Below are 24,122 nucleotides of genomic sequence, written 5' to 3' on the forward strand. Positions count from 1 at the left end.
CCTCCATGTCGCGCAGGTGGTGCCGGTGCGCCGCCTGGTTGCGGCGGCGCACCGGCGGGGTGGTCAGGACGGGTCGTCGGTGAAGGAGTTGCAGGAGCTGTCGTTGCCGGAGCAGGTGTTGCCGCAGCCGTCGTCGGTCGGGCAGTCCATCAGTCCGTCCGGGGTCATGGCGACGACCACGCCGAGGTCCAGCGAGAAGTCGTCGTCGGTCGAGGGGTGCATGAGCAGGCCCTTTCTCTCGTGAAACGGGATGGGTGTTACGCGTCCTGGCCGGCGGTCACCTCCGGCCAGGAGATCAGGACCCGGCGGTGCTTCTTGTCTACGACCCGCCCGCCGGGAAGCTGGTCGTCGGGGGTTGCCGCCGGGTAGAGCGCGAAGCTCGCGCCCGTACCGCGGCCGCGCAGGCACTTGGACCAGATGCGCACCTGACCGGCCATGTCCTCGGCCAGCGCGTCGCGTCCGGGGCCGTAGGCGTGCACGCCGAACTCGACCTCGTCCGGGTCCTGGCTCGCCCGCGAGGTGAGGTAGGCAAATGAGCCGCCCTCGACCGCGGCCATCGCGAACGCCTTCTTGCCCGGCAACGTGATCAGGCCGCTGTCCTTGTCGCGGTCGAGGCTGAGCACGCAGAACCCGTCCATGGCGGTGGCCATGTACATCTCGATGCCCTGGAGCAGTTCCTGGCGGCCGATGTGCGCGCCGGTCCACACCTCGGCCCGCTCCGTGCCCACCGCTCCGGCGAGCGCGTCCGGGTCCGCGGGGGCGGCGTCGTCGAACCGGAGCCTGATCTCGCCGCCGGCCAGCACGATCGTGTGCGCCTCGTGGGCGCCCTCGCCCTGCATGGGCACGAATCCGAAGATCCGCTCGGACACGCTCTCCAGGTGGTTGCCGCGGTCCTCGAACGCGATCACGCGGGTCAGGCCGCGCACCCGCAGCGGCACCAGCAGCCGGCCGCCCTCGGCCAGCTGCTCCGTCCACGCCGGCGGGATGTCCCACGCGCCGACCGTGACCAGGATCCTGTCGTAGGGCGCGCCGTCCGGGAGACCGGCGTCGGCATCGGCGAGCACGACCCTGACCCGGTCGTACCCGGCCGCCGCGAGCATCCCGCGGGCCCGGTCGGTCACCATCGGGTCGATATCGACCGTGGTCACCTCGCCGGCCTCGCCGACCAGCTCGGCGATCAGCGCGGCGTTGTACCCGCCCGACCCGATCTCCAGCACGCGCATGCCCGGGGCGATCTGCGCCTGCTCGAGCATGAACGCCTGCACGTGCGGCTCCGAGACCGAGCTCATCGCTCGCCCGTCCGGACCACGCTTGGTCACCACCGACGTGTACGCGCCATAGGCCTCGGCCAGTGCGACCTCCGGGGTGAACAGGTGCCGCGGCACCGCCCCCACCGCCGCCGCGACCGCCCCGCTCGTGATCACCCCGTCATCGGTCAGCGTCTTGACCAGCGCCGCGCGCAGCGCCTTGGCCTCAGCCGCTTCGTCCGTCATCTCGATCACATCCGTCATCTCGTTGTCAGTTCCTCTTCGTCGATCAGTACGTCAGCCGGGGCGCCCGGCGCGTGACAGGCAATCAGCCCCCGCCCACAGCCGGGCGATGCGCCACGCCGGGCAGCCCCGGTATTCGCGCTGATCCCGGCACAGTGCTTTCTCGCGTGCTGGTTGCTCGGCTTACGACGGGTCGGTTCGCGCCCGGCGCCAGGACGGAGTGCTCAGATCCGCTGCTGGCGCAGCAACCAACCGTGAGCAGCAGGCCCGCTGCGACGAGCGAGGCGAGAGTTCGCGTCATGCGGCAGCGGCCTGTGCGGAAACGGCTAAGCGGCCGCGTCGCACTATCGCGCCGACCAGCCAGAACAGCAGGACTGCGCTCATGCACATGACGATCAGTTGGCCGTATTGGGTCCACGTGTTGCCGGAGAGCCAGCCTTCGCGCACCCCAGCCCACAGGATCACGTCGTAGACGAAGTGACAGGCGATCAGCGGCGCGAGCCTGCGCCAACGCAGCAGCGCCCACGCGTTCACACCGGAGAACAGGCCCATCGCGAACCCGGGCGGGCCGTAGTACAGATGCATCAGCACCCGTAAAAGGGCTGCCGTCGCGACGATCGCCCACGGCCTGGTGGCGAGGCGTGCCAGCGTGAGCACGATGGCGGCGAACACCAGCTCCTCGGCGAATGCGTTCGCGGCGTAGTTCGCGAGCAATGCCATCACGGACCTGAAGGAGCCGAGGCCGGGGTGGCCGGAGCAGCCGCACCCACCGGTGCTGGCATAGCCGTCCCGGTACGCCGCGGCCAGCCTGCCAGCCATGGCAGTCGGGCCTCGATCAACCATCCACTCGAGGATCAGATTCGCGACCGCGGGAGTACCCGCGGCGAATCCCAGCATGCTCACCGCAGCGATCTTTGCGGCGCGGCCGACATGAGCGTGGCCTGGTGCGCGCCCGAGAACGCCGGTCGACTCGGCGGGACACAGCAGCACGAACCAGATAGCCGTGGCGAACGCCTCAACGCAGACGAACGCAGCATCGCTGCCCTGACGATCAAGGCGGATCGCGGCCCACGCCGCACCTGCGCCGCCGGCCAGAACAAGGGCTGCCATCAGCCACACGGGAACCTGTGCCAACCGGGCGGGAAGCGGGTATCCGCAGTTGCGGCGCCAGACCAGTTCCGACCCGCCGTAGAGCAGGGCCGCAGTGATGGTGTAGACGGCCCATGTACTGGAGTGGATCTGGACATCGTAAAGCAGGTTCGGGCTCACACCGCCGAGCACGAATCCGGTCACCAGGACCGATTTGATGACGCCAGGGCCGAAGATGGCGGCAAAGACACCGAAGGCCAGCAGTGCTGGGATACGGTCCGGATTGGTCGTGGGCTGCGCCGTATGCACCAAGGGCCGACCAGAGGGCTGCCAAGCCTTCGGTGCCGGAGGATCCGGGAACGGAGTCAATGGGGCCGCATCCGGCAACTTGCCATCGGCTGGAACTATGGCGAAGGAGATCTCGGCTTCGTCGCCGCTGAGAGGGCTAGACATCGAGGTCTTTCTCATAAGAAGGGAAGGGATGTCAGTGCGCGCTGCTACGACGGCGGCGCGTCCTGTTCGACGGTGAGCAGCGCGCGTGCGGCCTTGGCCGGGATGCGGTAGCCCCGGCCCACGCGCACCGCCTCGAGCGTTTCGTCGCGCAACATCCGGTAGACCGTCATCTTCGACACCCGCAGCACCGTGGCGACTTCGGCCACGGTCAGGAACGCGAGATCACTCAGATCGATGGTCGAAGAGAACTGGACGGCTGTGGGCGCCGCCACCGGTGTCGTTGGTTCATTCACGGATGGTGTTTCCCATCGGATTTCATGGAGGGTGGGCTGTAGGCCGGCAGCGGCCCACAGTCGGTTGGCGGGGTGATCCGTGCCGGCATCCCGCTGGAGCGCAGCGGAGGCGGGAAGCCGGCACGGCCCTGGACCGCGTACGGGAGGCACGGGCCAGGAGTCAGGGTCAGGACGTGGCCGAGTGCGGTTCGCGCCACATCGGGTACATCAGGGACCTGTTCGGCAGTTCGATCGGATCGCCGACATCGAAATAGCCGTGCCGGCTGCGGTAGAAGTCGCGGGCGCGCATGCTCGCCGCCTCGAGGTACGTCCCGACGCGCTGTTCCGGGTCGAGGCTGGCGAGGTGGTCGTGGTGGGCGTCGAGCAGCAGCGAGCCGAGGCCCTGGCCCTGTCGGCCGGGGCGCACCGCGAGGATCATCAGCCACTGGTGCGCGCCGCGATCGAACGGGTGGCGCGCGTGCAGGGCCTGGTGGAACGCGAAGTCGCGCTCGGCCAGGTCGTCGATGCGTGTCAGGCGGTGGTCGAGCTCGACTTCGGGCAGGCCCTCGGCCGGTACGGGCATCCACAGCGCCACCGCCGCGCCCTCGCCGATCGCGTAAACCGTGCCCTGCTCGAGCGCGTCCTCGACGGCGAGTCGGAAGTAGGCCCCGTACACGTTCCGGCGGCGTTCCGGGTCGGGCACGAGGTACTGGGAGGCGGGCAGCGAGTGGAACGCGGTCGCGATCGTATGGCCGAGCACCGGGGCGTCCCGACGCGAGGGCGAGATGATCGCGGGCGTCGCAGCGCCCTCAGTCGTCGCGCGCGTCATGCCGCCTCCTCCGTGACGATCGGGGCGAGCGCGGCGTAGACGCTCGGGCGCACCAGCTTGAGGACCAGAGCCACCACGACCCCGAGCGCCGCGGTCCCGGCGAGCAGGATGAAGACGCGCTCGACGGTCGGGTCGGCCGGGGAGATCCCGAGCAGGTCCGGCAGATTCGCGGTGCAGGCCCACACCATGCCGAGCAGCGCCAGCGCGGAGATTCCGGGAAACCAGATGCGCACCGCGGCCGACTCGCCGTGGGGGTCGCGGGCGAAGAAGGCCAGGATCGCGACGGACGTCACGGCCAGCAGCACCATGATCCCGTAGCCGCCGGTCGTGGAGGCGATGTAGAACAGCTGCGTCATCGGGTCCCACTGGAACAGCAGCGTGGCGAGAATGGCGGCAAGGCCGATCGCGGACTGCACCAGCGAGGCGGTGCGCGCGACCCCGGAGCGGCGGACGGCGGCGACTGCGGAGGGCAGCACGCCGTCCCGGCCGAGCGAGTACCCGTATCGGATGAGCGTGTTGTGATACGCGAGGGCGGCGGCGAACAGGGACGTCAGGAACAGCACGTCCGCGCAGTCCGAAAGCGCCCCCGGGCTCATCGCGAGGAACAGCGCCGGCCCCTTGCTCTGTGCGTCGGCGACCACGTGCGAGCCGTAGTGCACGTCCACGGCCAGTGCCCCGGCCACGTAGATCACGGCTGCGACCGTGAGGCTCGCGACGGTTGCGCGCAGCAGGGTGGTGCGCGGAGTCTTGGCCTCCTCGCTGTAGACGACGGACTGCTCGAAGCCGAGGAAGCACAGCACGCAGATCGCGGCCAGCGAACCGTACGAGCCGATGGTCAGGTGCGCCGGGTTCAGCGCGCCCAGGTGCGTGCGTCCGGCGGCCGGGTGGGCCAGGCCAAAAGCGCAGATCCCTGCGATCACGAGGATCTCGGCGACCGAGAGCACCCCTAGGACCTTGCCGGTCAGCTCCACCTTCGCCAGGCCAAGCAGCGCGACCAGCGCCCAGGCCGCCAAGGCACAGGCCCACCAGCTCGGGTGCCAGGTCGTGTTGTCCGCGACGAACGCGGCGCCCTGCACGCCGATGGCGCCGTAGAGCGAGCACTGCATCCCGGAGTAGAACACGAACGCCACCAGCGCCCCGGCCACCCCCGCGGGGCGCCCGAGCCCTTTCGTGATCAGCGCGTAGAACGGCCCGGCGTTGGTCACATGCCGACTCATCGCGAGGTATCCGGGCACGAACAGCGCCAGCACGACGGCCGTGAGCAGGAACGCCGCAGGGAAGAGCGTCTGGCCGGTGGCCGCGATCGACAACGGCAGTGTGCCCCCACTCACCAGCAGCGGCCCCAACGAGGCGATCATGAAGAACGAGACCATCACCGCATTGAGCTTGCCGCGGGCCAGGCCCGGCGCTCTCGTGCCGGGCGGCGCGGCGTGGGCGAGCTGCGTCATTGTGTTCTCCTCGAATCAGTAAAAGGTGGGTGGGAATCAGCGTTGCCGGGAGGCGACAGCCGTGGTCGTAGCCGACCGGACGTGGCCGATCAGGTAGCTCAGTGCCACATTGCGGCGCGCGAGAGATTCTTCGGCTGGGACCTTCTCGGCCATCCACCACTGCCGTGAGGCGGTGGCGGCAAGACCGGTCGCCCGCACGGCTGCGATCAGCGCCGCATGGTGCGGATCGAGCTGGCTCGCATCAGTGCTCTGAAGCGCAGTCAACCCGTAGAACACGCGCTCGACCAGCCGCGGGCGAACCGGGGGGAAGACAGTGCGCGCTCCGCGCAGCAGTCGGGATTCCTCGCGGCGCGTCAGGATCCCGGCGCCGAGCAGCTCCTCCCGCGTTCGCGGGTAGGCGTCGGCCGCGATGACGTCCACCGCCGTGCGTATGGGGCACGGCTCGCGCAGACGCACAGCGACCTCGGCCGCCACCGCGCACACCTCCGCCCAGGTATCGTAGGAGGGACCGCGACCACGCTCGACCAGCACATCGCGCTTGACGTCGAGACTTACTCGCCCGACCAGCAGCAGCTCGGCAAGCAGCATCCCGGTCAGACCGAGCGCGCAGACCGGCTCTGAGATCAGCGGGGAGCCGTCGAAGGGATCGTGGGCAAGCAGGAAGAAACGCCCGGACAGCGTCGTACGCGAGAGGTCGCCCTGCAGCAGGTCCTCCTCACTCGGCACCGCTTGACGCCGCCACACCGCCTCTTCCGGTTCAAGGCTCTTCCACGCCTCCACCAGGAGGAGATGGAGCGCAACCGGCGCGTTCTCGCCCTCTGCGATCAACGCGCTGGCGACTGCCTCCATCGGCCCGAACCCCGGGAGGGTCGACAGCCCTGCCGCGTCCACCACCGACTGGGCGACCTGATCGAGCGCTGCCGCACCCAGAGCCGGACGGCCCAGGCGTCGGAGCGCGAGCCTCACCACCTCGGGCAGATCGGCGGGAGAGGAATCGGGTCGCCCGCACAACTGCACTGCGACGTTAAACAGGTCCCGCAGCTCACTGACCGAGAGGCCACCATCAACGGTGGCAGCAAACCTCGCTGTGCGCACGTGCCCGCTCATCGTCCAACCTCGTCGCGGTCCGGGTCGGCGGCTTCGGGGTGAGCCTCGACCAGGGTGGCTGCGGCGTTGAACAGTTCGACTAGCGCCGTGCGGGCGACATCGTGGGACGCGCTTGAAACGCGCTTCTCGGCTGTCCACTTGTGCACGGCGGCGATCGGGCGAACCGGGTATCGGTCACGCTCGTCCATCACCCTGCACAAGGCATGAGCGACCTGATTCACCTCAGGGCTGTAGAGCAGTCGCTGTCCGGCAGGCTCGCGTATCTCGGTGTTGAGGAGGTCGATAACGGTGCGGAAATCGTGGTTCGAATCGCCCTTGGCCACGCGCGCCGCCGCACGCAGGACACCGGCAAGTTCAGCGGCGGAGAGCAGACCGTCCGCGATGCCCCGCGTCTTACCCGTGCGAGCCCCTCGTATGTCGGTGTCGATCGGCTGCTCGGGGAGCATCCGCATGAGCAGTGCGACGTGCTCGGGGTTTTCCGGCGGGGCCTCGGCCAGCGCCGCTCGCACGCACGTGAGGTCCTGGGCCTCAAAGACCGCGGCGATCTCCGACTCGGTGGCGCCATGCTCGAGGGCGTTGAGCAGCGCGCCAACCAGTCCCTGCGCGATCGTGCGCCGACGCGAGGAGACGTCCTCGACGTCCGTGATCGCATGGCGCACGGACTCGAGAGCCATGGTGTGTCCGAGCTGCTGGTGGGTTTCGCTCATTCCGGTTTCCTCGCTGCGATGAGGTGACCTGGCGTCAGATGGAAGCTACAGTCGGTGCGGAAGTGCGAAGGGGTACGATCCGTACCCCTGTTTGTGATCTTGCTGCGTTTTACCGGAGCCACAGGTGATGAGTCAGAGCACAATCGGCCAACGCGTTCGTCGCCTGCGCGAGAGCCGCGATATGACCAGGGAGGCGCTCGCCGCGGCGCTCGGCTGCTCGGCGGAATGGGTCAAGAAGTTCGAGGGCGGCCACCGTCAGGCCGACCCGAAGCTCAGCACCCTGCGCGACCTCGCCCGGGTGCTGAACGTTCCGCTCAGCCAGCTCGTCGACGACCCCGCATCTGACGCGAGATGCAGACCGGAGGACGACGACACCGTGCTGCTGCGCGCAGTGCTGCTCACTCCGATGACCGGCGAGACCCGGGGCACCGACCTCGAAAGACTCTGGGACGAGTGCGCGTACGGCTTCACCGCGTTCCAGGCCGGCCATTACAGCGCGCTGCTGCGCACACTCCCCAAGTTGGTCACTACGGCCCGGGCGCTGCCGGACGATCCGGCCAGCGCCCGGTGCGCATATCGTGCCCATCACCTTGCGGCAATCACCCTCATGAAGTTCAACGGCGGCCCTGCAGCTTGGACAGCAGCGAACCGGGCTGTGGCCTTCGCCGAGACCAGCGGCGACCCGGTCGCCCTCGCCCTGGCCGCCCAGTCCCTCGTCTACACGATGACCACGATCGGCGCCGCCGCGCTGGGGATGGACACCGCGGAAAGCTACGCGACCAGGCTCGAGCACGGCCTTTCCGATGGATCCGTGCCCTCCGCCACCGCACTGGGAATGCTCTGGCTCAAAGGAGCCGTAGCCGCGGCGGACAACCACAACCCGGTCGCGGCACAGCAGATGCTCGCGCAGGCGCGCCGTTGCGCCGAACAGGTGCCGACCGGCGCCAACTACCTGTTCTCCGGCTTCGATCAGCTCAATGTCCTGCTTTATCAGGTCTCGATCGACGCGGCACTCGCCCGCTACGTGCCGGCAGCCGACGGAGCCGACTGGATCCGGCCCGACGCCCTAGACGCGCTCCCGCCAGAGCGGCGCACCCACCACCTGATCGAGGCCGCCACCACCTACACCCGGCTGGGCCGCACCGCCGACGCGCTCGCGGCACTGCTGCGAGCCGAAGGAGCTAACCGCGCAGAGCTGCGCACACGCCCGGCCGCGCGCGACGCGATTCAAGCCCTGCTCGACGTACCCGGGCCCAGGCCGGAGCGCCTGCGCGCTCTCGCCCGCCGCGCCGGCCTCGCTGCTTGATACCGTCCCGGCATGACGGCGCACACGAACCCCCCGGCCGACCCGGCCGCGCACCATAGGCCCGTTCTCTACCTGATCGGGTGCGCAGCCCCGCCGGTGCACCACATCCGTACCGCCATCACCCAGGCCCAGGACCGGGCCTACGACACCTGTCTCATCCTGACCCCGACCGCGGCCGCCTGGCTCGACAAGGACCTGGACGAGTTGGCCGAGCTCACCGGCCACCCGGTCCGCTCGAGTTACAAGCAGCCCGGCACACCCGACGCCCTGCCCAGTCCCGACGCGTTCCTGGTCGCGCCGATGACGCTGAACACGACCACCAAGTGGGCCGACGGACACCAGGACAACCTGGCCCTCGGCCTGATCGCCGAGGCCGCCGGTCGCCGCATCCACGACGCTGTCCTCGGCCTCCCGCTTCAGCCGATCGTCGCCCTGCCGTACCTCAACGCCTGGCAGGCGGCCCACCCCGCGTTCGCACGCGGCGTCAGCCAGTTGGAGACGATGGGCGTACGCGTTCCGCTCGGCGGGGACGGATTCACCCCGCACGTCCCACATTCCGGCCAGAGCCGCCCCGATGCGTTTCCTTGGCAAATCGCCTTCGATGTGTTTGGGGAGAACCACTTCAACCAGTGAAATGCTGAAGAGCCAGTCGCAACCCGACGCAATAGCTGAACCGCACGGGGATCACGCCAGAGCCTGGCGCTAAGCCGGCGCGGTCCACCCCTTCGAACACACCGCTCGCCACAGCCTCCCCAACCCCACGCGGCATCATGATCTGACGATGCGTTACTTCTGCTCGTTCACTGCCCGTATCCTCGTGATACCTAGCTGCCGAGTGTGAGGGCGAGCCTGTGAGTAGGGTGCCAGTAAGCGCCGTGGTGTTCGACGTCGGCGAGACGTTGATAGACGACACGACCTTTTGGGGATCATGGGCAAACTGGCTCAACGTGCCCCATCACACGCTCGCCGCGCTGGTCGGGCACGTGACCGCCGAAGGTCGCAACAACGCCGATGCGTTGGCGCTGGTCAAGCCGGGCTTCGACCTCGCGACCGAACGCTCCGCACGTGAGGCAGCAGGGTGCGGCGAGCATATTGACGTGTCCGACCTTTACCCCGACGCCCGCCCAGCCTTGACCGCCCTCCGAGCGGCCGGCCTCTGGGTCGGGGTCGCGGGCAATCAGACCGCCAGAGCGGGCGAGCTGCTACGCGAACTCGACCTGCCGGTTGATGCCATCGCCACCTCAGGCGAGTGGGGCCTCGCCAAGCCCGACCTACGATTCTTCAAGAAGATCAGCGAATGGAGCGGGTTCCCAACGGAGCAGATCGCGTACGTGGGAGATCACCCGGAAAACGACATCATCTCCGCTAGGGCGGCCGGCCTGCGTCCAGCGCACCTGCGCCGCGGGCCCTGGGGATATCGGTACGCGGATGACCCGGCCGTACGAGCCGCCGCCGAGTGGCACGTCGATTCATTGCACGACCTTGTGGACGCGCTCAAGGCTTGCCGATAGCTCAAGCCCAAGGAGTCAGAGGACGAGCGCCACTACGGCACCGCCTATCAGCCATGGCGCTAGCGCGATCTGGCTGCCGTGCCTCACTTGTCGCATAGTTGCGGCGGCCAACGCGGCGATGACGAATCCTGCGAGGAGGCTTACGAGAACCAGGTTCCATGACTGATAGCCCGTCAACAGGGCCAGATATGACAATAATTTGACATCTCCGAGCCCGAATCCGCCTCCGGCTACGATCGCCAGCGCGAGGAATGCCACACCGACCACGGCAGCCGCGAGGAGCCCGCGCTCAAGAGGAGCAGCCCCGCCCCCCGGCAGGACATAGATCAGACCCAGCAGCGACGCTGCGGCGGCCGGCCCGAGGAGTCGGTTCGGGATCATGAACGTGGCGAGATCGGTCACGGCCAGCGGCACGGCGCAGACCGCGAAAACGAGATATGCCGGAAATGTATCTACATGGGCGAAATGAACACCGATCGCGGCGCCCACTAAAAGCCCGAAGGCGACTGACACCCACGGGGCAATGGTGATCGACGCGCTCCGGCCACCGGCCGAACTTGCCAATCGGGACCTGGTAGACGCGAGCGCCGCCGACGCGGCGCCCGCAAGTGCACCAGTGCCTACAGCCCACTCAGTCGAGATGCCCATCCGCTATACCACCAGGTCAGAAAGATATTAGGTACCGAGCGACTATAGGCAGTTGTCATGAGGCGAGTCCACCGCCCGGTCGACCGCTACGCTGCGTAGTTTTAGATCACGGCTTGATCTCGATCTTCAGCGCTCCCGCATAAGGCACCTTGCCTCACTAATCGCGCTCAAGGTAGTAATTGGTGGCTACCAGTACGGTTCATTACGGGAAGAGCGGGGACGGCTGTCATGTCGCGCTGCTTACGCTTCAGGCTGCTTGTGGTTGTTTCGGGCGTGGCCGCGCTCGCCATCGGGGGGTGCACGGCGTCGCCTACCTCCACCCCAGAGGCCGCAAGCTCGAAGTCCTCGATCGAAAGCACCCCCGCGGCCAAGGCCTCACCGGACCCCAGCGCCAACGCGCTCGACGTTACTGGTCCGAACGCCTCGCAGAAGAAGGCGGCACTCTTCGCCTATGTGGAGATGGTCAACGACTGGGTCTCCGCGGCCCGGACAGCAAATTACAAGGACCCCAGACTCGGCCAATACGCCTCGGGAGATGCGTTGGTGCTCATCACGAAGGCCCTGTTGACTGAGCAGTCCAAGGGCGCCGTGTCCAAGGGATCGCCCACGGTGGCAGACGTTTCGTTCGGTGAGATGGTCCCCTCGACCAACCCCACAGAGATCGTGATCAACAGCTGCTTCTCGGATGCCGCTTGGCTTGAGTACAAAGCAACTGATGGTTCTCTGTACAACGACGTCCCCGGTGGCAAGCACCGCACCCAGGTACTGGCCGAAGTCAAAAATGGTACGTGGAAGATCGACCAATTGGCGCTGAACGGCGTCGGCACATGTTGACCTTGCTGCGCGGCGCCATATCTGGTGGATGTGTTGCAGCGGTCGTGTTGGCAGGCTCGGGTACAGCGATTGCGGATGGCACCGGGGGGACAGAGTGCATAGCGGGCACCGACTCGTGCACCGTCATTGCAGGGGACCCTGGCTCAGGAGCGGGATCGTCGTCGGGGAGCGGCGGCCAGTCCTCTGGCTCCAACGGAGGTGACCAGAGCAAGCCGTCCCCAAGCCCTTCACCAACGAGCACACTGATTACACCTGGCGCATGTACCTACACCGCCGACCCGACCTATATCCCGCCCACGGGGTCAGACACTCACCCGGGAGAGAAGGGCGGGTGGTACACAGTCTCCTGCCCCGACGCTCTCAAGGGCGGCCGCGGCTACACCTACACAAACACTGAGATGTGGCTGACGAATCCTCCGACGTCGCCCGCAGTGACCACCGCTACGTTGGCCGCGGAAGCGACGGCCAAGTTGAAGCTTCCAGCTCCAGGCATCGGGGCGAACCCCGCGATGAGCACCCCAGAGCTCGTGAGCGTCCCGGTGTGGGTATGGGCTTCGGGAGCTTCTTGGTCATCATCGTCAGCGACTGCCACGGCCGGCGGAGTCTCGGTCACCGCGACCGCGACTCCAGTCTCAGCGGTCTGGTCGTTCGGCGATGGCACCTCAATCACCTGCGACGGTCCGGGAACGGTCTACGAACCGTCCTACGGAGCGGAAGCCTCCAGCCCGACCTGCGGTCATACCTACACCAAGGCCGGCACCTTCACCCTGACTGCCACCGTCTCTTGGAAGGTGACCTGGGCCGGGGCCGGTGAGAGTGGCCAGTTCAACGGCATGACCACTACCTCCAGCGCGCCGGTCACCGTCGAGCAGTCCAACGCCTTGGTCACCAGCTGACTACCGCAGTCCCTCCGTCCAGAACACCTAGCGCCGCCACTCCGGGATACGCCCATGCCTCTTTCGCCTTCCACGAAGCTCCGCCCGACGCCGTCGGCTCCGGCGGACGTTCCCCACCGGCTCGCATCGGTCGGCAAGCGTAGATCGGTGCCCTACGCGATTCTCGGCGTGGTGCTGATCGCCGTCTGTGCGCTCGGTGCGCTGCTGACGTCGGTCAATCTGGGATCGCGCGACGCCGTGCTGGCGCTGGCCTCGACGGTTCGCGCCGGCCAGGTGATCACGGCTGAAGATCTGCGTAGCGTCCAGGTGTCCGCGGGATCTGGTGTCTCGGTTATCCCGGCGGGCGAGTCGAGCTCGGTCGTCGGTCAGACGGCCGCCGTGACGTTGGAGTCCGGGAGTCTTCTGACCAGGTCGGACCTCGGCACCTCGACGGTGCCTGGTGCCGGTCAGGCTGTATTGACGGTGCTGGTGAAGTTCGGTTCGTACTCGGTCAACCTGTCCGCGGGCGCTCACGTGGCGGTGGCCACCGGCCCTGCGTCAGGATCCACCACTGCGGGTGCAGGGCAGCCGCTGGAAATCGACCCGCAGGCCACCGTTGTCTCCGTCACCCCGTCCACCACCTCGGACGGTTCGGTGGCAGTCGAGTTGAGCACCGATGTGACCTCGGCCAGCACGATCGCCTCGATTCCGAGCGGCCAGGCGCAGCTGATCACCGTGAGCGCGGGGTCCTGATGCTGATAGCGATCGGATCTCAAGGCTCGTCACCCGGTGTCTCCACGCTCGCCCTCGCGCTGGCTGGATTCTGGCCGACCGACGCGGCCACCGTCGTGGTGGAGGCCGATCCGGCCGGCGGAGACATGAAGAGTTGGCAGCGCGTACCCGGCGAGCCTGGCCTCGGCGCCCTGGCCACGGCTGCCAGACACAGTGCAGACCCAGCCACAGTGTTCGCGCACGCGAGCGCGTTGCCCGGCGGGTTGAACGTGGTCACCGCACCGGAGGGACCGGACCAGGCGAGCGCCGCGGTGCAGCTCCTCGCGCGTGACGGAGCCGGGCTCCTTCGCGCTTTGTCGGCTGACCAAGCGATCACGGTGTTGGATCTCGGACGCCTCGATCCTGCTTCCTCGACGTTGGATCTGCTGGCTTACGCAGACCTGACTCTGATCGTCGCCCGGCCCAACCTGGCCGAGATCACGCGGTTGGCTGCGCGTATCGCGACGATCAAGCAGTATGCCCGAGACCCGGAGGCGGTTTCGCTCGTGCTGTCCGGCACCGGCTATCCAGCCGATGCGGTCGCCGAGTCACAGCAAACCCCCGTGCTCGCCGTCCTGCCGCGCGACGAAGCGTGCGCCGGTGTGCTCTCCGGGAGCTTGACCATGCGAAGGGGCCTTGATCGCACTCGTCTGGCGCGGGCTGCACGCACGCTCGGCCACGTCGTCATTCAACGACAGGGTGCGCTCGTGTCCGCCAACGCCAGGCCCGTGTCGAAGGAGGCTGACGCATGAGCGGGATGGGTCTTCACTCCGCCGCAGTTGAGGACGCACTCGCCCGTAGCGTCCAGAAGTCGGTCGGTCGGATCCTGGCCGCAACGGACGAACCGTTGCCCCGAGCCGAACTTGAGGTTCGTGCGCGCGAGCTGATCCGCGAGGCGCTGGACGCCAACACCCGTCAGGCGCTGGCGAACGGCACAGACGTTCTCGATCGGCTCGCCGAGGACCGGGTGGCCGGGCTCGTGTTCGCTGGACTTTTCGGGCTGGGGCGGTTCCAGGCGCTGCTTGACGACGAGAGCGTGGAGAACATCGCGGTCAACGGGTGTGACGAGGTATTCGTCACCTACGTCGGCGGACGTCGTGAACTTCATCCGCCCGTCGCGGCCAGTGATGACGAGCTGGTCGACATGATCCGGCTGATCGGCTCGCGCCTCGGCCACGACGAGCGGCGCTTCGACCGGGCCAACCCGTCGCTCAATATCCAACTACCGGATGGGAGCCGACTGTTCGCGGTGATGGGCGTCTCGAAGCGCCCGTCGGTCGCCATCCGCCGGCACCGGTTCGAGAAGGTCTCGCTGGACGACCTGGCGGGGATGGGCACCGTTGACCCAGAGCTGGCTGAGGTCCTCGCGGCCCTGGTGCTCGCTCGTGCCAACATCCTGATCGCGGGCGGTACGAACGCGGGCAAGACCACGTTCCTGCGCGGCTTATCGAGCGCGATTCCGGGGCACGAGCGGCTGATCACGATCGAGGACACCTACGAGCTGAACCTGCATGCTGATCGTGACGCTCATCCCGATGTCGTCGCCATGCAGGCGCGCGAGGCCAACCTCGAAGGTGCGGGCGCGGTCACCCAGGCCGACCTGGTGCGTATGGGGCTGCGGATGAGCCCGGACCGTGTGATCGTCGGCGAGTGCCGGGGCGATGAGATCGTCCCGATGCTCAATGCGATGTCGCAGGGCAACGACGGCTCGATGGCCACGATCCACGCCTCCTCCTCGGCCGGCGCGTTCGGCAAGCTCGCCGCCTACGCCGCCCAGGCCCCCGAGCGCCTCGATGTGCCCACCGTCAACCTACTGATCGCTAACGCGGTCAACGTCGTCATCCACATCAAGGCTCTGAAGGACGGCACCCGCGTGGTCTCCTCCGTGCGCGAAGTCGTCGGAGCCGAGGGGTACCAGATGATCTCGAACGAGACCTACCGTCCGGGGCGCGACGGGCGCGCAATGCCCGGCGCGCCGTGGACCACGGCGATGGCCGAGCGGCTCATCGATGCCGGGCTGCCCCCGGAGCTGGCCGCGCACCGGGCCGGGTGGTCGCGGTGACCGGGGCGAACGCGCTGGCCGCGCTGTGCGGGATCGGCGTCGCGCTCGGCGTCCTGGTGCTGATCCGTGGCGTGATCGGCGTGTCGGCCGACCGCGGGCCCTCCGCGCTTTCGCTGTACGCGGAGAAGCTGCGCAGCGGCCGCATGCTCGTGCGCATCGGGTACACCGCCGCCGCGGGTATCGCGGCGACGGCCTTCACCGGCTGGGTGGCCGGCGGGATCCTCGGTGCGCTCGGCGCCTGGGTGCTGCCCCGGTTCCTGGGCACCGACCGCGCCCACGCGAAGGAGTTGGCGCGGATCGAGGCGGTGGCCGTCTACACCGAACTGCTGCGTGACACCCTCTCGGCGGCGGCCGGTCTCGAGCAGTCGCTGATCGCGGCCGCCCCCGCAGCGCCGCCGGCGATCCGCGAGCAGGCGGCCGAGCTGGCGGCCCGGATCTCCTCGGGGATGCGCCTGCCCGACGCCCTGCGGCTGTTCGCCCTCGAGGTCGGAGATGCCACGTGTGACCTGGTGGTCGCCGCGTTGACCCTCGCGTCGGCCAACTCCTCGCGCAATCTCGCCGACCTGCTCGGCACTCTCGCACAAGCCGCACGCGACCAGGCGTCGCTGCGGCTGCGCACCGCCGCCGACCGCGCGCGTACCCGCACGACCGTGCGTGCGATCACCGCGACGATCCTCGGGATGATCACCTGCCTGACGATCTTCGCTCACTCCTACCTTGCGCCCTACGGCACGCCCGTCGGACAGCTGGTGCTGCTCGCGGTCGCCGGAGTCTTCGCGCTCTCGTTCGTGTGGCTCGCCCGCATCGCCCGTGGTCCTGAGCCGGTGCGGTTCCTGACCCGCGCCCTCCACGAGGAGCAGCGCTGATGATCCTGCCGCTGCTTCTCGGCGCCGGAGTCGGCGCCGGTCTCACCCTCATCGTCTACGGGCTGCGCCCACCGAAGCCGTCCCTGGCCGCCGATATGGCCTCACAGCGCGCGGTCGCCGGGCCGGCCCGCATCCTGACCCAGGCCGACGGCGGCTGGGCCGCGCGATTCGGCTCTCCCCTGGCCCGGTTGCTCGAGGGCACCAGCCTGCCCGGTGTGAAGGTCACGCGAGACCTCGCTGTGCTCGAGCGGTCCGTGGCAGCGCACCTGGCGGAGAAGTGCGCCGGCGCTCTGGCCGGGCTGCTGGTACCGAGCGTTTTCACGCTCGTGCTCACGGTCGCGGGAATCCGGCTGCCGTGGATCGCCGCGCTGTGGTTCGCGCTGGTGTGCGCGGGCGCGGCGTTCCTCGTCCCGGACTACGACGTCAAAGCCAAAGCGCAGACCCGCCGCGTCGAGGTGCGCCACGCCCTCTCAGCGTTCCTGGACCTGACCGTCGTCACGCTCTCCGGCGGCGCCGGTGTCGAATCCGCGCTCACCCAGGCCGCTGACACCGGCGAGGGCTGGGCGATGACCCAGATCCGCCGCGCCATCACGGCCGCCGAAACCCTGCGCGTCCCCGCCGCCGAAACCCTCGGCCAGCTCGGCGAGGAGCTCGACGTGCCGGCCCTCGGCGAACTCTCGGCCTCCCTGACCCTCGCCGGCACCGAAGGCGCACGGGTGCGCGCGAGCCTCGCAGCCAAGGCCGCCTCGCTGCGCGCCCACGCTCTCTCGGAAGCCGACGCCGCCTCGCAGTCCGCCACCGAGCGACTGTCGCTGCCGACCATGCTCATGGTCCTGGGCTTCCTGTGCTTCCTCGGCTACCCGGCGATGGCCCACATCGCCGCTGCCATGTGAGCACCCGGATGAACCAGCACACGGCCCACGAATCATGCGGCCTGCCCCCACCGGGCCACGGCCACTCCGATACGTCCGTCGCCCTCCCAGCGTGACGGCTCGGCCCCGGCCACAGGCCCTGGGCTTCGACCTCTCCCCCGCCAACGATCGAAAGGCGCCACCGATGATCCCTCAGATCCAGCCCCTGACCGCCCTGCTCGGCGCCCTTCGCGCCCGCGCCGCCGCAGCCTTCGCCGACGAGAACCGCTCCAAGGGAGCCAGCGCCATCGAGTGGGTCATCATCACCGCCGTCGCCGCGGCCCTGGCCATCGCGGTCGGCGTGATCATCACCAAGCTCGTGACCGACAAGGCCAACTCCATCTCCGTCGGCTGACGAACGACGCCGGCCGGGCCGCACAAACGGTCCGGCCGCAGGATCAGGCAGGAAGGAGGACTCGTGCACGGCCGACTCCGCCATGCGCTCCGCCGCACGCGACCCGCGCTTACCGCGCGTTATCTAGTACTGCGCCGCGACCACGAGCGTGGCTCGAGCGCGGTCGAGCTGGTCATCGCTGTGCCAGTCCTGCTCCTGCTCATCTTCGGCATCATCCAGTTCACCATCGTCTGGCACGCCGAGCAGGTCGCGCAGGCCGCAGCCTCCCAAGCCCTTGCCGCGGCCCGCATTCAAGGCGGCAGCAAGGCAGCCGGTCAGGCCCAAGCCGAACAGATCCTCGACCAGGTAGCCGCCGGGTCACTGCCCACGCGCACCGTCTCGGTCCAGCGCGGCGCTGAACAGGTACAGGTCGAAGTGGCCGGCACCGCAGAGTCGATCCTGCCGTTCATCACCCTGCACGTACACGCCGAGGCAGTTGGGCCCGTGGAAAGGACGACGAGCCCGTGACCCCGGAAGCCCCCAGACACCGACGTCCTACCGCCGCAGGCCCGCTGGCTCGGCTCCGCACGCGATGCGGGCACCCCGAGCACGGTTCAGCCGCACTCGAACTCGTCATCATCGCCCCCGTGCTGATCCTCCTCCTGCTGTTCATGGTCGCGGTCGGACGCGTCGTCGACGCCCGCGAACGCGTCCAGGACGCAGCGCACTCCGCCGCACGGGCAGCGACACTGGCGACCAACGCCACCCAGGCCGAACAAGACGCCGAACAGACCGCCACCCAGGCACTCGCCAGCGCCGGAGTCACCTGCAGCCCGATGAACGTCACCGCCGACGTCGGGGCGCTAACCCCTGGCTCGACGATCACCGTCACCGTCACCTGCCGCGTCTCGACCACCGGCATACGAGGCCTCGACCTGCCGACCACCGTCACCTCGACCTTCCGCTCCGTCGTCGACCGCTACACCGGGATCGGATCGTGAAACACATTCGCACCCGAATCGAAGCGCTGCGCGGACACGGCCAAGACGGATTCGCCACCGCGTTCACCGTCGTCCTGGCCATCACCCTCCTGGTCTGCGCCGGACTGCTGCTCGACGGCGGACTCGCGCTGTCCGGGAAGGTCACCGCGCTCGACGAAGCACAGGAGGCCGCCCGCACCGGCGCGCAGGCCATCAACCTCGTCACCTTCCGCGCGACCGGCCAGACCGTCCTCGACCCGCAGGCCGCCGCGACCGCCGCCAAGGACTACCTCGCTGGTACAGGCGACACCGGCACCGTCCAGGTGTCCGGAAACACCGTCGCCGTGACGGTCACCCACACCCAGCGCACCCAACTGCTCAACCTCGCGGACATCAAGACGATCACCGTGCACGCCAGCGCCCACGCCACCGCCGAACAGACCAGCTGACGCGCCGTCTACGACAGCCGGCAACGAACGGATTCCAGCCGTGAACACACTGATACAAGGCCTCCGCCGACTGGCCAAAGCCTTTGCCGGCCTCGTGGCGCTCGGCGCGCTGCTCGCCGGCCTGCCGTACGTGCTGGTGCGCTTCGTCGGCTGGCCCCTGCCGCACACCGCGCCCTCGATCTCCGGCATCGGGAACGCACTGACCAGTCCACCGCCTGCGGACATGTACATCGACGTGCTCAGCTGTCTGCTGTGGCTGTGCTGGCTGACGCTCGCGCTCTCCTTCACCATTGAGCTCTCTTACACGCTGCGGCGGCTCCACGCGCCCACCATCCCGGGACTCGGACCAGGGCAGTTCCTGGCCGCCGCCCTGATCACTGCCATCGGCCTGGGCGCCGCCGCCGCGAGACCGGCGACGGCCGCGGTTACCGCGAGTCCGCTGCCCACCAGTACCCCCGCGGCCGTCGCGCCCGTGCACCCCGGCCCCACTGCCACGTCCGCCGAGGACACCGACACCGCGACGGCCGGCACACCACAGACCACCGTCACCATCCGGCCCGGCGACACCCTTTACCGCATCGCCGAAAGCAAGTTGGGCAACGGCAAGGACTGGCCCCTGATCTACCAGGAAAACAAGGGGCGCCCACAGCCCGACGGCGCACGGCTCAGCAATCCCGACCTCATCCTCCCGGGCTGGCGGATCCAGATCGAACCCAAGGGCTCTGCATCGAGCAACACACCGAAGTCGAAATCAAACTCGCCTGAGCCAGCTCCGACGACAGCAAAAGCCGCACCTCACGCAGCCACCACAGCCACCACCCCCGCCAGCCCGACTCCAGCACACACGGAACCGACGCCCACAATCCCGGCTCCGGCACCCAGCTCCAACCAGGCAATCCCACCGGTACGTCACCTGTCCGACGTTTCCCGGCCAGCGGCTCCCGCGCTGCGTGACGTTCCCAGCGTGACGCGTATCGATCTGGCCGACGGCGGGGCGATCGCAGGTTCCCTGCTGCTCGCATTGCTCGGCGCGCTCGCCCTGGTCAGGCGTCACAGGCGCCGGTTCGCGAGCCCGTTCTGGCCGATCGGCGCCGCCGCCCTCGTGCGCGACGAACTGCCACCGGCGCTGCGACCCTCGCTGCCCGCCACCTCTGAAACCGACGATGACGGGCTCGACGATTTCGGTGCCCCAACCGATCCGACCGAGCAGTCCGCCGATCCCAGCGCGGCGCTGCCCGAGGCTGAGTCCTCGACGTTCCCCTCTGCCGAGACCCCCGGTTCGCTCGAGTCCGTGTCCGCCGAGCCCGACGCCAACGACGCCGAAATGCAGCCGTATGAGGCTCTCGATGCGTCCTTCGCGCAGGCGATCGCCATCGCCCACACCGCGACCGGGGAAATCACCCTCGACCAGTTGCCCGGCGGCATGGGGCTCACCGGCCCCGGCGCCCTCGGCCTGGCCCGTGCGATCGCCGCAGCGGTGCTGACCGACGGCGCCGCCGACAATCGCCTCGAACGCCCCCGGCTGATCATCGGGCGCGATGATCTCGCGCTCCTCCTCGAAGACGACCCCGCCCACATCCAGCAGTACTGCGACGGCGTCGCCGAGTTCGATGTCACCCCGGACCTGCCCGCCGCGCTCGCGCTGCTCGAGGAACACCTCGCCTACCGCACGCGCCTGCTCGAAGACTACGACTGCCCGGACCTGGACGAGCTCGCCGAACAGCACGGCGACCTCGAACCGCACCCGCCGCTGATCCTGCTGGGCATCGCCCGGCAAAACGACGACACCCGCCTCGCAGCCACCGCAGCGGCCGGAACCGCGCTGCGCGCCCACCTGGTCCTCCTCGGCGCTCACCCCACTCACCCGACCTGGCACATCGCCAGCGACAGCGCGATCACCGGTGGGAGCGATCCGCGTGTGCCTGGGGAAGCATGTGCCTTCGATCTTCCGGCCCTGGCACTGCGCCAGTGCCTCGCTCTGTTGGCGGTCGCCGCCGGATCTGGGCTGCGCGATCAACCAGGCCTCGAGGAGCCGGACCCCTCGGGCTCGCTTGCGATCCCGCTCGGCCTCGGCGAGTACGGCGACCCGGAGACCGAAGCGGCAGAACCGGAATGCCACGCCCTCCCCCTGGCCGATTCCACAGCTGAAGACACGGCCGCCGAAAAGGAGCACCAGGCCCCGTCCGTGACCTCGGCGCCAGCAGCAGCCGCCCAGACCTCGCCTGCCGCCCTCCCCACACCGCTCGACCTCGCAGCAATCGAACACCCAGCCCCGCCCCAGCAGCCGCCGGCCGCCGACGTCGAACCCGTCAGTGCTCAGTCCGAGGAAGGCGCAGTCACCGCGCTCCTCGAGGCGTTCAACACCGCGATCGTGCGTGTGCGCGTGCTCGGGCCGCTGGTGATCGAAGACGCCAACGGCCCGATCACCACCGGCCTGCGCGCGAACTCCCGCCGTCTGGCCGCCCGCCTCGCCGTGCACCACCGGCGCGGCCAATCCGGCGAAGAACTCGCCGCGCTGTGGCCCGATCTGTCCGGCAAGGAACTCTCCGAGACCCGCAAGACCGCGATGGCGTACCTGCGCGGCCCGCTGCGCAAAGCCACTGGCGCCACCAGCGCCCAGTTCGTGCTCGACACCGCCGGCCGCTACCGACTCGACCCGAAGCTCGTCGGCGTCGACCTCGCACTGTTCGACCGGCTGCGCACCCTCGCCTCGCGCACCACCGACCCGCTCGAACGCGCCGCCGCCGCCGAAGCCGCCCTGCAACTGTGCGATGGCGAACTACTGACCGGCAACGACGAGGCGTGGATCGAAGCCGCCCGCGCCGGAGTACGGCGCGACGCCCTGGCCACCGCCGCACTCCTGGCCCAGCTCGCCACCGACAACGGCGACCTCGAGACGGCTCTGGGCTGGTGGGAGAAGGCCCGCGTCATCGACGACAACGAAGAGGTCTACCGCCAGATCATGAAGACCCAGGCCGCGCTCGGGCGGCGCGTCGAAATCATCGCCACTCGCGACCTGCTCATCACGAAACTCGAAGCCATCGGCGAATACCTCACGCCCCAGACCGAACAACTGCTGGGCGAACTGCTGCGCGAGCGACCTCGGGCCAGAACGGGAAGCACACCGCACCAGCGCGGCGAAGGACGCGAGCACGAGCACCAGCTTGTCGGCGGCGCGCGCGCCTCCTAGCCAAACTCTCGCCACGCGCCTGCCGAAACGGCGCCCGGCCGCGACGGCGTCAATTCAGAGTACGGACCTCGATCAGCGCGACGCGGTTACCGCCCTTCTCCAGACTTCGCTGTGCCTCGCCAGGCTGGGCGGCCTACTGGGATCCGCCACGTACGTACTTTCCGCTCAGTACCCAGTGGGTGCGCGTTGAGCAACAGGCGGTTCGGAACTGAGTTGAGTGGCCCAGCGCCAGTACGGGTTAGGAAAAACAGCGTCGTCTACGCACGCACCGGGCCATACTGTACCTATGGGAGACCACGATGTGCGCCGGCCCGAGCTCGCACAGTGCTATAACGGCTGGTTGTGGGAAGATGATGAATGGGCGAAAGGGGCGCTCCTCTTCTTCGACGGATTAGCCCTGACGCTGCCCTGGGACCGCGCTCAGGAGACGATCGATAGATCCGAACTCGCGCAGGCGATGTACGAAGCCGGCGCGTTGTTTACGTTTGATCCGCGCGAGTGGCTGGCCGAGCCGGCCGCAGCGGCGATTCGCGACGCGGCGATTCGGCTCCTGCCCCCCGACAGTCGTAACAGGTCTGTTACGGAACTTGGAGACTTCCACTTCAGCAGCGAGGCCACCGATCCGCAGGCGGTGCACGAGTTCTTGCATAGCCTGCGCGCGCACGGGCACTTTTTCGGCTGGCGCGATGGCCTGGTGAGATTGAGCGGTCCCGCGTACATCACGCTGCTCGCCTTGGTTAGCCAGGCAGCACGGCTCGCGATAAACGAGGTCGCTATCCATCCAGTCGCTGAGCAGCCCCAGACCGCGTACCATTTGGATAGCCTCGTGACAGATGCAACGGACGGCCGCATCGGCGAACTTTTCGACCGCGACCTGACCGACGTAGGTGTCAGCCTTCGAGGCGTGCCGCTCGACGAAGTGCTGGCCTTTCGGCGAGAGCATGGCGAGCTATACCGCGCCTATGCATATGACCTGCGATTGTTCTCCTTGCTCGCATGGCAGTCCAGCGCTCCCGACCGGGCCCGGCTGCTAGCAGAGCGCTCGGAGTTGCTTCACGACCAGGCGCGGCGGATGCGCAGACTGCGCATATCGCTACGCGGCCCGGGGGCAGCACCGGCGATGCTAGGCCTACTCGGAGGCGCCTGGGAGGCACACGGAGATGTGCTTGGGGGCTTGCTCGGAGTGTTGGCTGGCCTGGCGGGCTTACGGGCACAACGAGAAGTCAACGCGTATACATACCTATTTGAAGCAAGCGATCTGGTCAAGCATGTATAGGCCTACCTGATGGCCATTCCGCTGAAACTCGGTCGCTATTTCAAGAGCTATGCCCGGGCAGGGAGGTGTCAGTGAGCATGACCTGCAGCGCAAAAAGCCGTCCTGGGGCGGCGTCAGACTCGACGGATAGGCCCTGGAGTTAGTGGTCGAGGGCACGAACTCGGTTCGGCGAGACACCTGCGTGCGTCTGGAGAACCGTCAGGATTGGCGTTTCCAGCGTTGCGCGAATTTCGACGACCGGTTCGACCGGCAAGGTCCGATGCCGCGCTCGGCCATTGTTGTGTCGGGGTCGGGCACGCAGATCGTCGCAATCGGCGAGCCGGCGCGCTCGGTGTCGTGCGCGACGTAGAGCCAGGCCGTGTCGTTGCACTGCCACATCGACTCCAACTCGTTCACCGGCATGTCGGCGGGTCGGCCGAACTAGTCGGTCGACCAGGCCAGAGCCACCTTGAGGTCCGCGACCGATACAGCGGCGAAGAACGGGGGTCTCTCCACCGCGTTCGCGTGCCGTGAAGGTGATTGCTGTCGTGATCCGGGTCGGGAAACAACCCGCTGAAAAAACAGCCGTCACCCACGCACGGACCGAGCAGGGTTATGATCCCCGGCTTCGACGGCGAACCGTCATGGCCGCCACGCAATGGCGCGCAACGTCTTGACCTGCGTTTACGCTGGCGTGCGGATGGGGCGCTTGACTTCATCCGGGGATCGATGGCT

26 protein-coding genes are annotated in these 24,122 nt (G+C 68.3%); 16 read left to right on the top strand and 10 right to left on the bottom strand.

Translation table 11 applies throughout. The annotated features are described in order from the left end of the window. Positions 1-63: 63 nt before the first annotated feature. The 8 genes from fxlA to ACTRO_RS05760 all read right to left on the bottom strand — a co-directional run bounded on the left by fxlA (position 64) and on the right by ACTRO_RS05760 (position 7,395). A complete protein-coding gene (fxlA, locus tag ACTRO_RS45280) occupies positions 64-222 on the bottom strand; it encodes an FxLD family lanthipeptide (RefSeq protein WP_084315995.1) in 159 nt (52 codons plus the stop codon). A 35-nt stretch (positions 223-257) separates the two neighbouring features. Continuing rightward, positions 258-1,511 (bottom strand): methyltransferase, FxLD system, encoded by a 1,254-nt coding sequence (gene fxlM / locus ACTRO_RS05730; RefSeq protein WP_034261708.1) that lies wholly within the window; start codon positions 1,509-1,511, stop codon positions 258-260. Positions 1,512-1,787: 276 nt separating this feature from the next. Beyond that, positions 1,788-2,888, bottom strand: a complete 1,101-nt coding sequence (locus ACTRO_RS42800) for a CPBP family intramembrane glutamic endopeptidase (RefSeq protein ID WP_245594659.1) — start codon at positions 2,886-2,888, stop codon at positions 1,788-1,790. Between the two features lie 188 nt (positions 2,889-3,076). Continuing rightward, positions 3,077-3,304, bottom strand: coding sequence for a helix-turn-helix domain-containing protein (locus ACTRO_RS05740; RefSeq protein WP_425394870.1), 228 nt, complete (start codon positions 3,302-3,304; stop codon positions 3,077-3,079). 187 nt (positions 3,305-3,491) lie between these two features. After that, positions 3,492-4,133 (bottom strand): GNAT family N-acetyltransferase, encoded by a 642-nt coding sequence (locus ACTRO_RS05745; protein WP_051450366.1) that lies wholly within the window; start codon positions 4,131-4,133, stop codon positions 3,492-3,494. After that, entirely contained in the window at positions 4,130-5,581 is a 1,452-nt protein-coding gene (locus ACTRO_RS05750; RefSeq protein WP_051450367.1) for an APC family permease, read from the bottom strand. The genes ACTRO_RS05745 and ACTRO_RS05750 overlap by 4 nt, the downstream gene beginning before the upstream one ends. Before the next feature lie 36 nt (positions 5,582-5,617). Then, entirely contained in the window at positions 5,618-6,688 is a 1,071-nt protein-coding gene (locus tag ACTRO_RS42805) for a GOLPH3/VPS74 family protein (protein WP_157435797.1), read from the bottom strand. Then, positions 6,685-7,395, bottom strand: a complete 711-nt coding sequence (locus tag ACTRO_RS05760; RefSeq protein WP_034261711.1) for a hypothetical protein — start codon at positions 7,393-7,395, stop codon at positions 6,685-6,687. Before ACTRO_RS05760 ends, ACTRO_RS42805 begins: the two co-directional genes overlap by 4 nt. A gap of 127 nt (positions 7,396-7,522) precedes the next feature. On the opposite strand from ACTRO_RS05760, the gene ACTRO_RS05765 reads away from it, so the two are divergent. The 3 genes from ACTRO_RS05765 (at position 7,523) to ACTRO_RS05775 (ending at position 10,212) form a co-directional block, all read left to right on the top strand. After that, positions 7,523-8,701 carry a helix-turn-helix domain-containing protein gene (locus ACTRO_RS05765; protein ID WP_084315997.1) on the top strand — a complete coding sequence of 393 codons (1,179 nt, stop codon included), beginning with the start codon at positions 7,523-7,525 and terminating at the stop codon, positions 8,699-8,701. Between the two features lie 12 nt (positions 8,702-8,713). Then, positions 8,714-9,334 (top strand): flavoprotein, encoded by a 621-nt coding sequence (locus ACTRO_RS05770; protein WP_051450369.1) that lies wholly within the window; start codon positions 8,714-8,716, stop codon positions 9,332-9,334. A 242-nt stretch (positions 9,335-9,576) separates the two neighbouring features. After that, positions 9,577-10,212: an HAD family hydrolase gene (locus ACTRO_RS05775; RefSeq protein WP_034261718.1), complete on the top strand. Its 636-nt coding sequence runs from the start codon at positions 9,577-9,579 to the stop codon at positions 10,210-10,212. Positions 10,213-10,227: 15 nt separating this feature from the next. Here ACTRO_RS05775 and ACTRO_RS05780 read toward each other — a convergent pair whose 3' ends face one another. Beyond that, positions 10,228-10,725 (bottom strand): prepilin peptidase, encoded by a 498-nt coding sequence (locus ACTRO_RS05780; protein WP_051450370.1) that lies wholly within the window; start codon positions 10,723-10,725, stop codon positions 10,228-10,230. A 408-nt stretch (positions 10,726-11,133) separates the two neighbouring features. On the opposite strand from ACTRO_RS05780, the gene ACTRO_RS05785 reads away from it, so the two are divergent. The 13 genes from ACTRO_RS05785 to ACTRO_RS05845 all read left to right on the top strand — a co-directional run bounded on the left by ACTRO_RS05785 (position 11,134) and on the right by ACTRO_RS05845 (position 23,408). Further along, positions 11,134-11,694 carry a hypothetical protein gene (locus ACTRO_RS05785; protein WP_157435799.1) on the top strand — a complete coding sequence of 187 codons (561 nt, stop codon included), beginning with the start codon at positions 11,134-11,136 and terminating at the stop codon, positions 11,692-11,694. Positions 11,695-12,203: 509 nt separating this feature from the next. Beyond that, positions 12,204-12,590 carry a PKD domain-containing protein gene (locus ACTRO_RS47950; RefSeq protein ID WP_051450372.1) on the top strand — a complete coding sequence of 129 codons (387 nt, stop codon included), beginning with the start codon at positions 12,204-12,206 and terminating at the stop codon, positions 12,588-12,590. A gap of 147 nt (positions 12,591-12,737) precedes the next feature. Further along, positions 12,738-13,322, top strand: coding sequence for an SAF domain-containing protein (locus ACTRO_RS05795; protein ID WP_051450373.1), 585 nt, complete (start codon positions 12,738-12,740; stop codon positions 13,320-13,322). Next, positions 13,322-14,092: a P-loop NTPase family protein gene (locus ACTRO_RS05800; protein ID WP_051450374.1), complete on the top strand. Its 771-nt coding sequence runs from the start codon at positions 13,322-13,324 to the stop codon at positions 14,090-14,092. The genes ACTRO_RS05795 and ACTRO_RS05800 overlap by 1 nt, the downstream gene beginning before the upstream one ends. After that, positions 14,089-15,402, top strand: a complete 1,314-nt coding sequence (locus ACTRO_RS05805) for a TadA family conjugal transfer-associated ATPase (protein ID WP_034261724.1) — start codon at positions 14,089-14,091, stop codon at positions 15,400-15,402. The genes ACTRO_RS05800 and ACTRO_RS05805 overlap by 4 nt, the downstream gene beginning before the upstream one ends. Beyond that, positions 15,399-16,268 (top strand): type II secretion system F family protein, encoded by an 870-nt coding sequence (locus tag ACTRO_RS05810; protein WP_051452302.1) that lies wholly within the window; start codon positions 15,399-15,401, stop codon positions 16,266-16,268. The genes ACTRO_RS05805 and ACTRO_RS05810 overlap by 4 nt, the downstream gene beginning before the upstream one ends. Beyond that, positions 16,268-17,161 carry a type II secretion system F family protein gene (locus ACTRO_RS05815; RefSeq protein WP_034261730.1) on the top strand — a complete coding sequence of 298 codons (894 nt, stop codon included), beginning with the start codon at positions 16,268-16,270 and terminating at the stop codon, positions 17,159-17,161. Before ACTRO_RS05810 ends, ACTRO_RS05815 begins: the two co-directional genes overlap by 1 nt. A 163-nt stretch (positions 17,162-17,324) precedes the next feature. Further along, on the top strand, positions 17,325-17,534 hold the full coding sequence (locus ACTRO_RS05820; protein WP_034261733.1) for a hypothetical protein: 210 nt from the start codon (positions 17,325-17,327) through the stop codon (positions 17,532-17,534). Positions 17,535-17,597: 63 nt separating this feature from the next. Further along, positions 17,598-18,041 (top strand): TadE family protein, encoded by a 444-nt coding sequence (locus tag ACTRO_RS05825; protein ID WP_211244114.1) that lies wholly within the window; start codon positions 17,598-17,600, stop codon positions 18,039-18,041. Beyond that, a complete protein-coding gene (locus tag ACTRO_RS05830) occupies positions 18,038-18,514 on the top strand; it encodes a TadE/TadG family type IV pilus assembly protein (RefSeq protein WP_281177840.1) in 477 nt (158 codons plus the stop codon). Before ACTRO_RS05825 ends, ACTRO_RS05830 begins: the two co-directional genes overlap by 4 nt. Next, positions 18,511-18,942, top strand: a complete 432-nt coding sequence (locus tag ACTRO_RS05835) for a hypothetical protein (RefSeq protein ID WP_245594311.1) — start codon at positions 18,511-18,513, stop codon at positions 18,940-18,942. Before ACTRO_RS05830 ends, ACTRO_RS05835 begins: the two co-directional genes overlap by 4 nt. Before the next feature lie 40 nt (positions 18,943-18,982). Continuing rightward, positions 18,983-22,132: an AfsR/SARP family transcriptional regulator gene (locus ACTRO_RS05840; RefSeq protein WP_034261735.1), complete on the top strand. Its 3,150-nt coding sequence runs from the start codon at positions 18,983-18,985 to the stop codon at positions 22,130-22,132. 286 nt (positions 22,133-22,418) lie between these two features. Continuing rightward, positions 22,419-23,408 (top strand): hypothetical protein, encoded by a 990-nt coding sequence (locus tag ACTRO_RS05845; protein WP_157435801.1) that lies wholly within the window; start codon positions 22,419-22,421, stop codon positions 23,406-23,408. 198 nt (positions 23,409-23,606) lie between these two features. Here the strand turns inward: ACTRO_RS05845 and ACTRO_RS05850 are convergent, their stop codons facing one another. After that, on the bottom strand, positions 23,607-23,810 hold the full coding sequence (locus ACTRO_RS05850) for a hypothetical protein (protein ID WP_034261739.1): 204 nt from the start codon (positions 23,808-23,810) through the stop codon (positions 23,607-23,609). Positions 23,811-24,122 lie beyond the last annotated feature (312 nt).

It is taken from the genome of Actinospica robiniae DSM 44927 (assembly GCF_000504285.1).
Classification (GTDB): domain Bacteria; phylum Actinomycetota; class Actinomycetes; order Streptomycetales; family Catenulisporaceae; genus Actinospica; species Actinospica robiniae.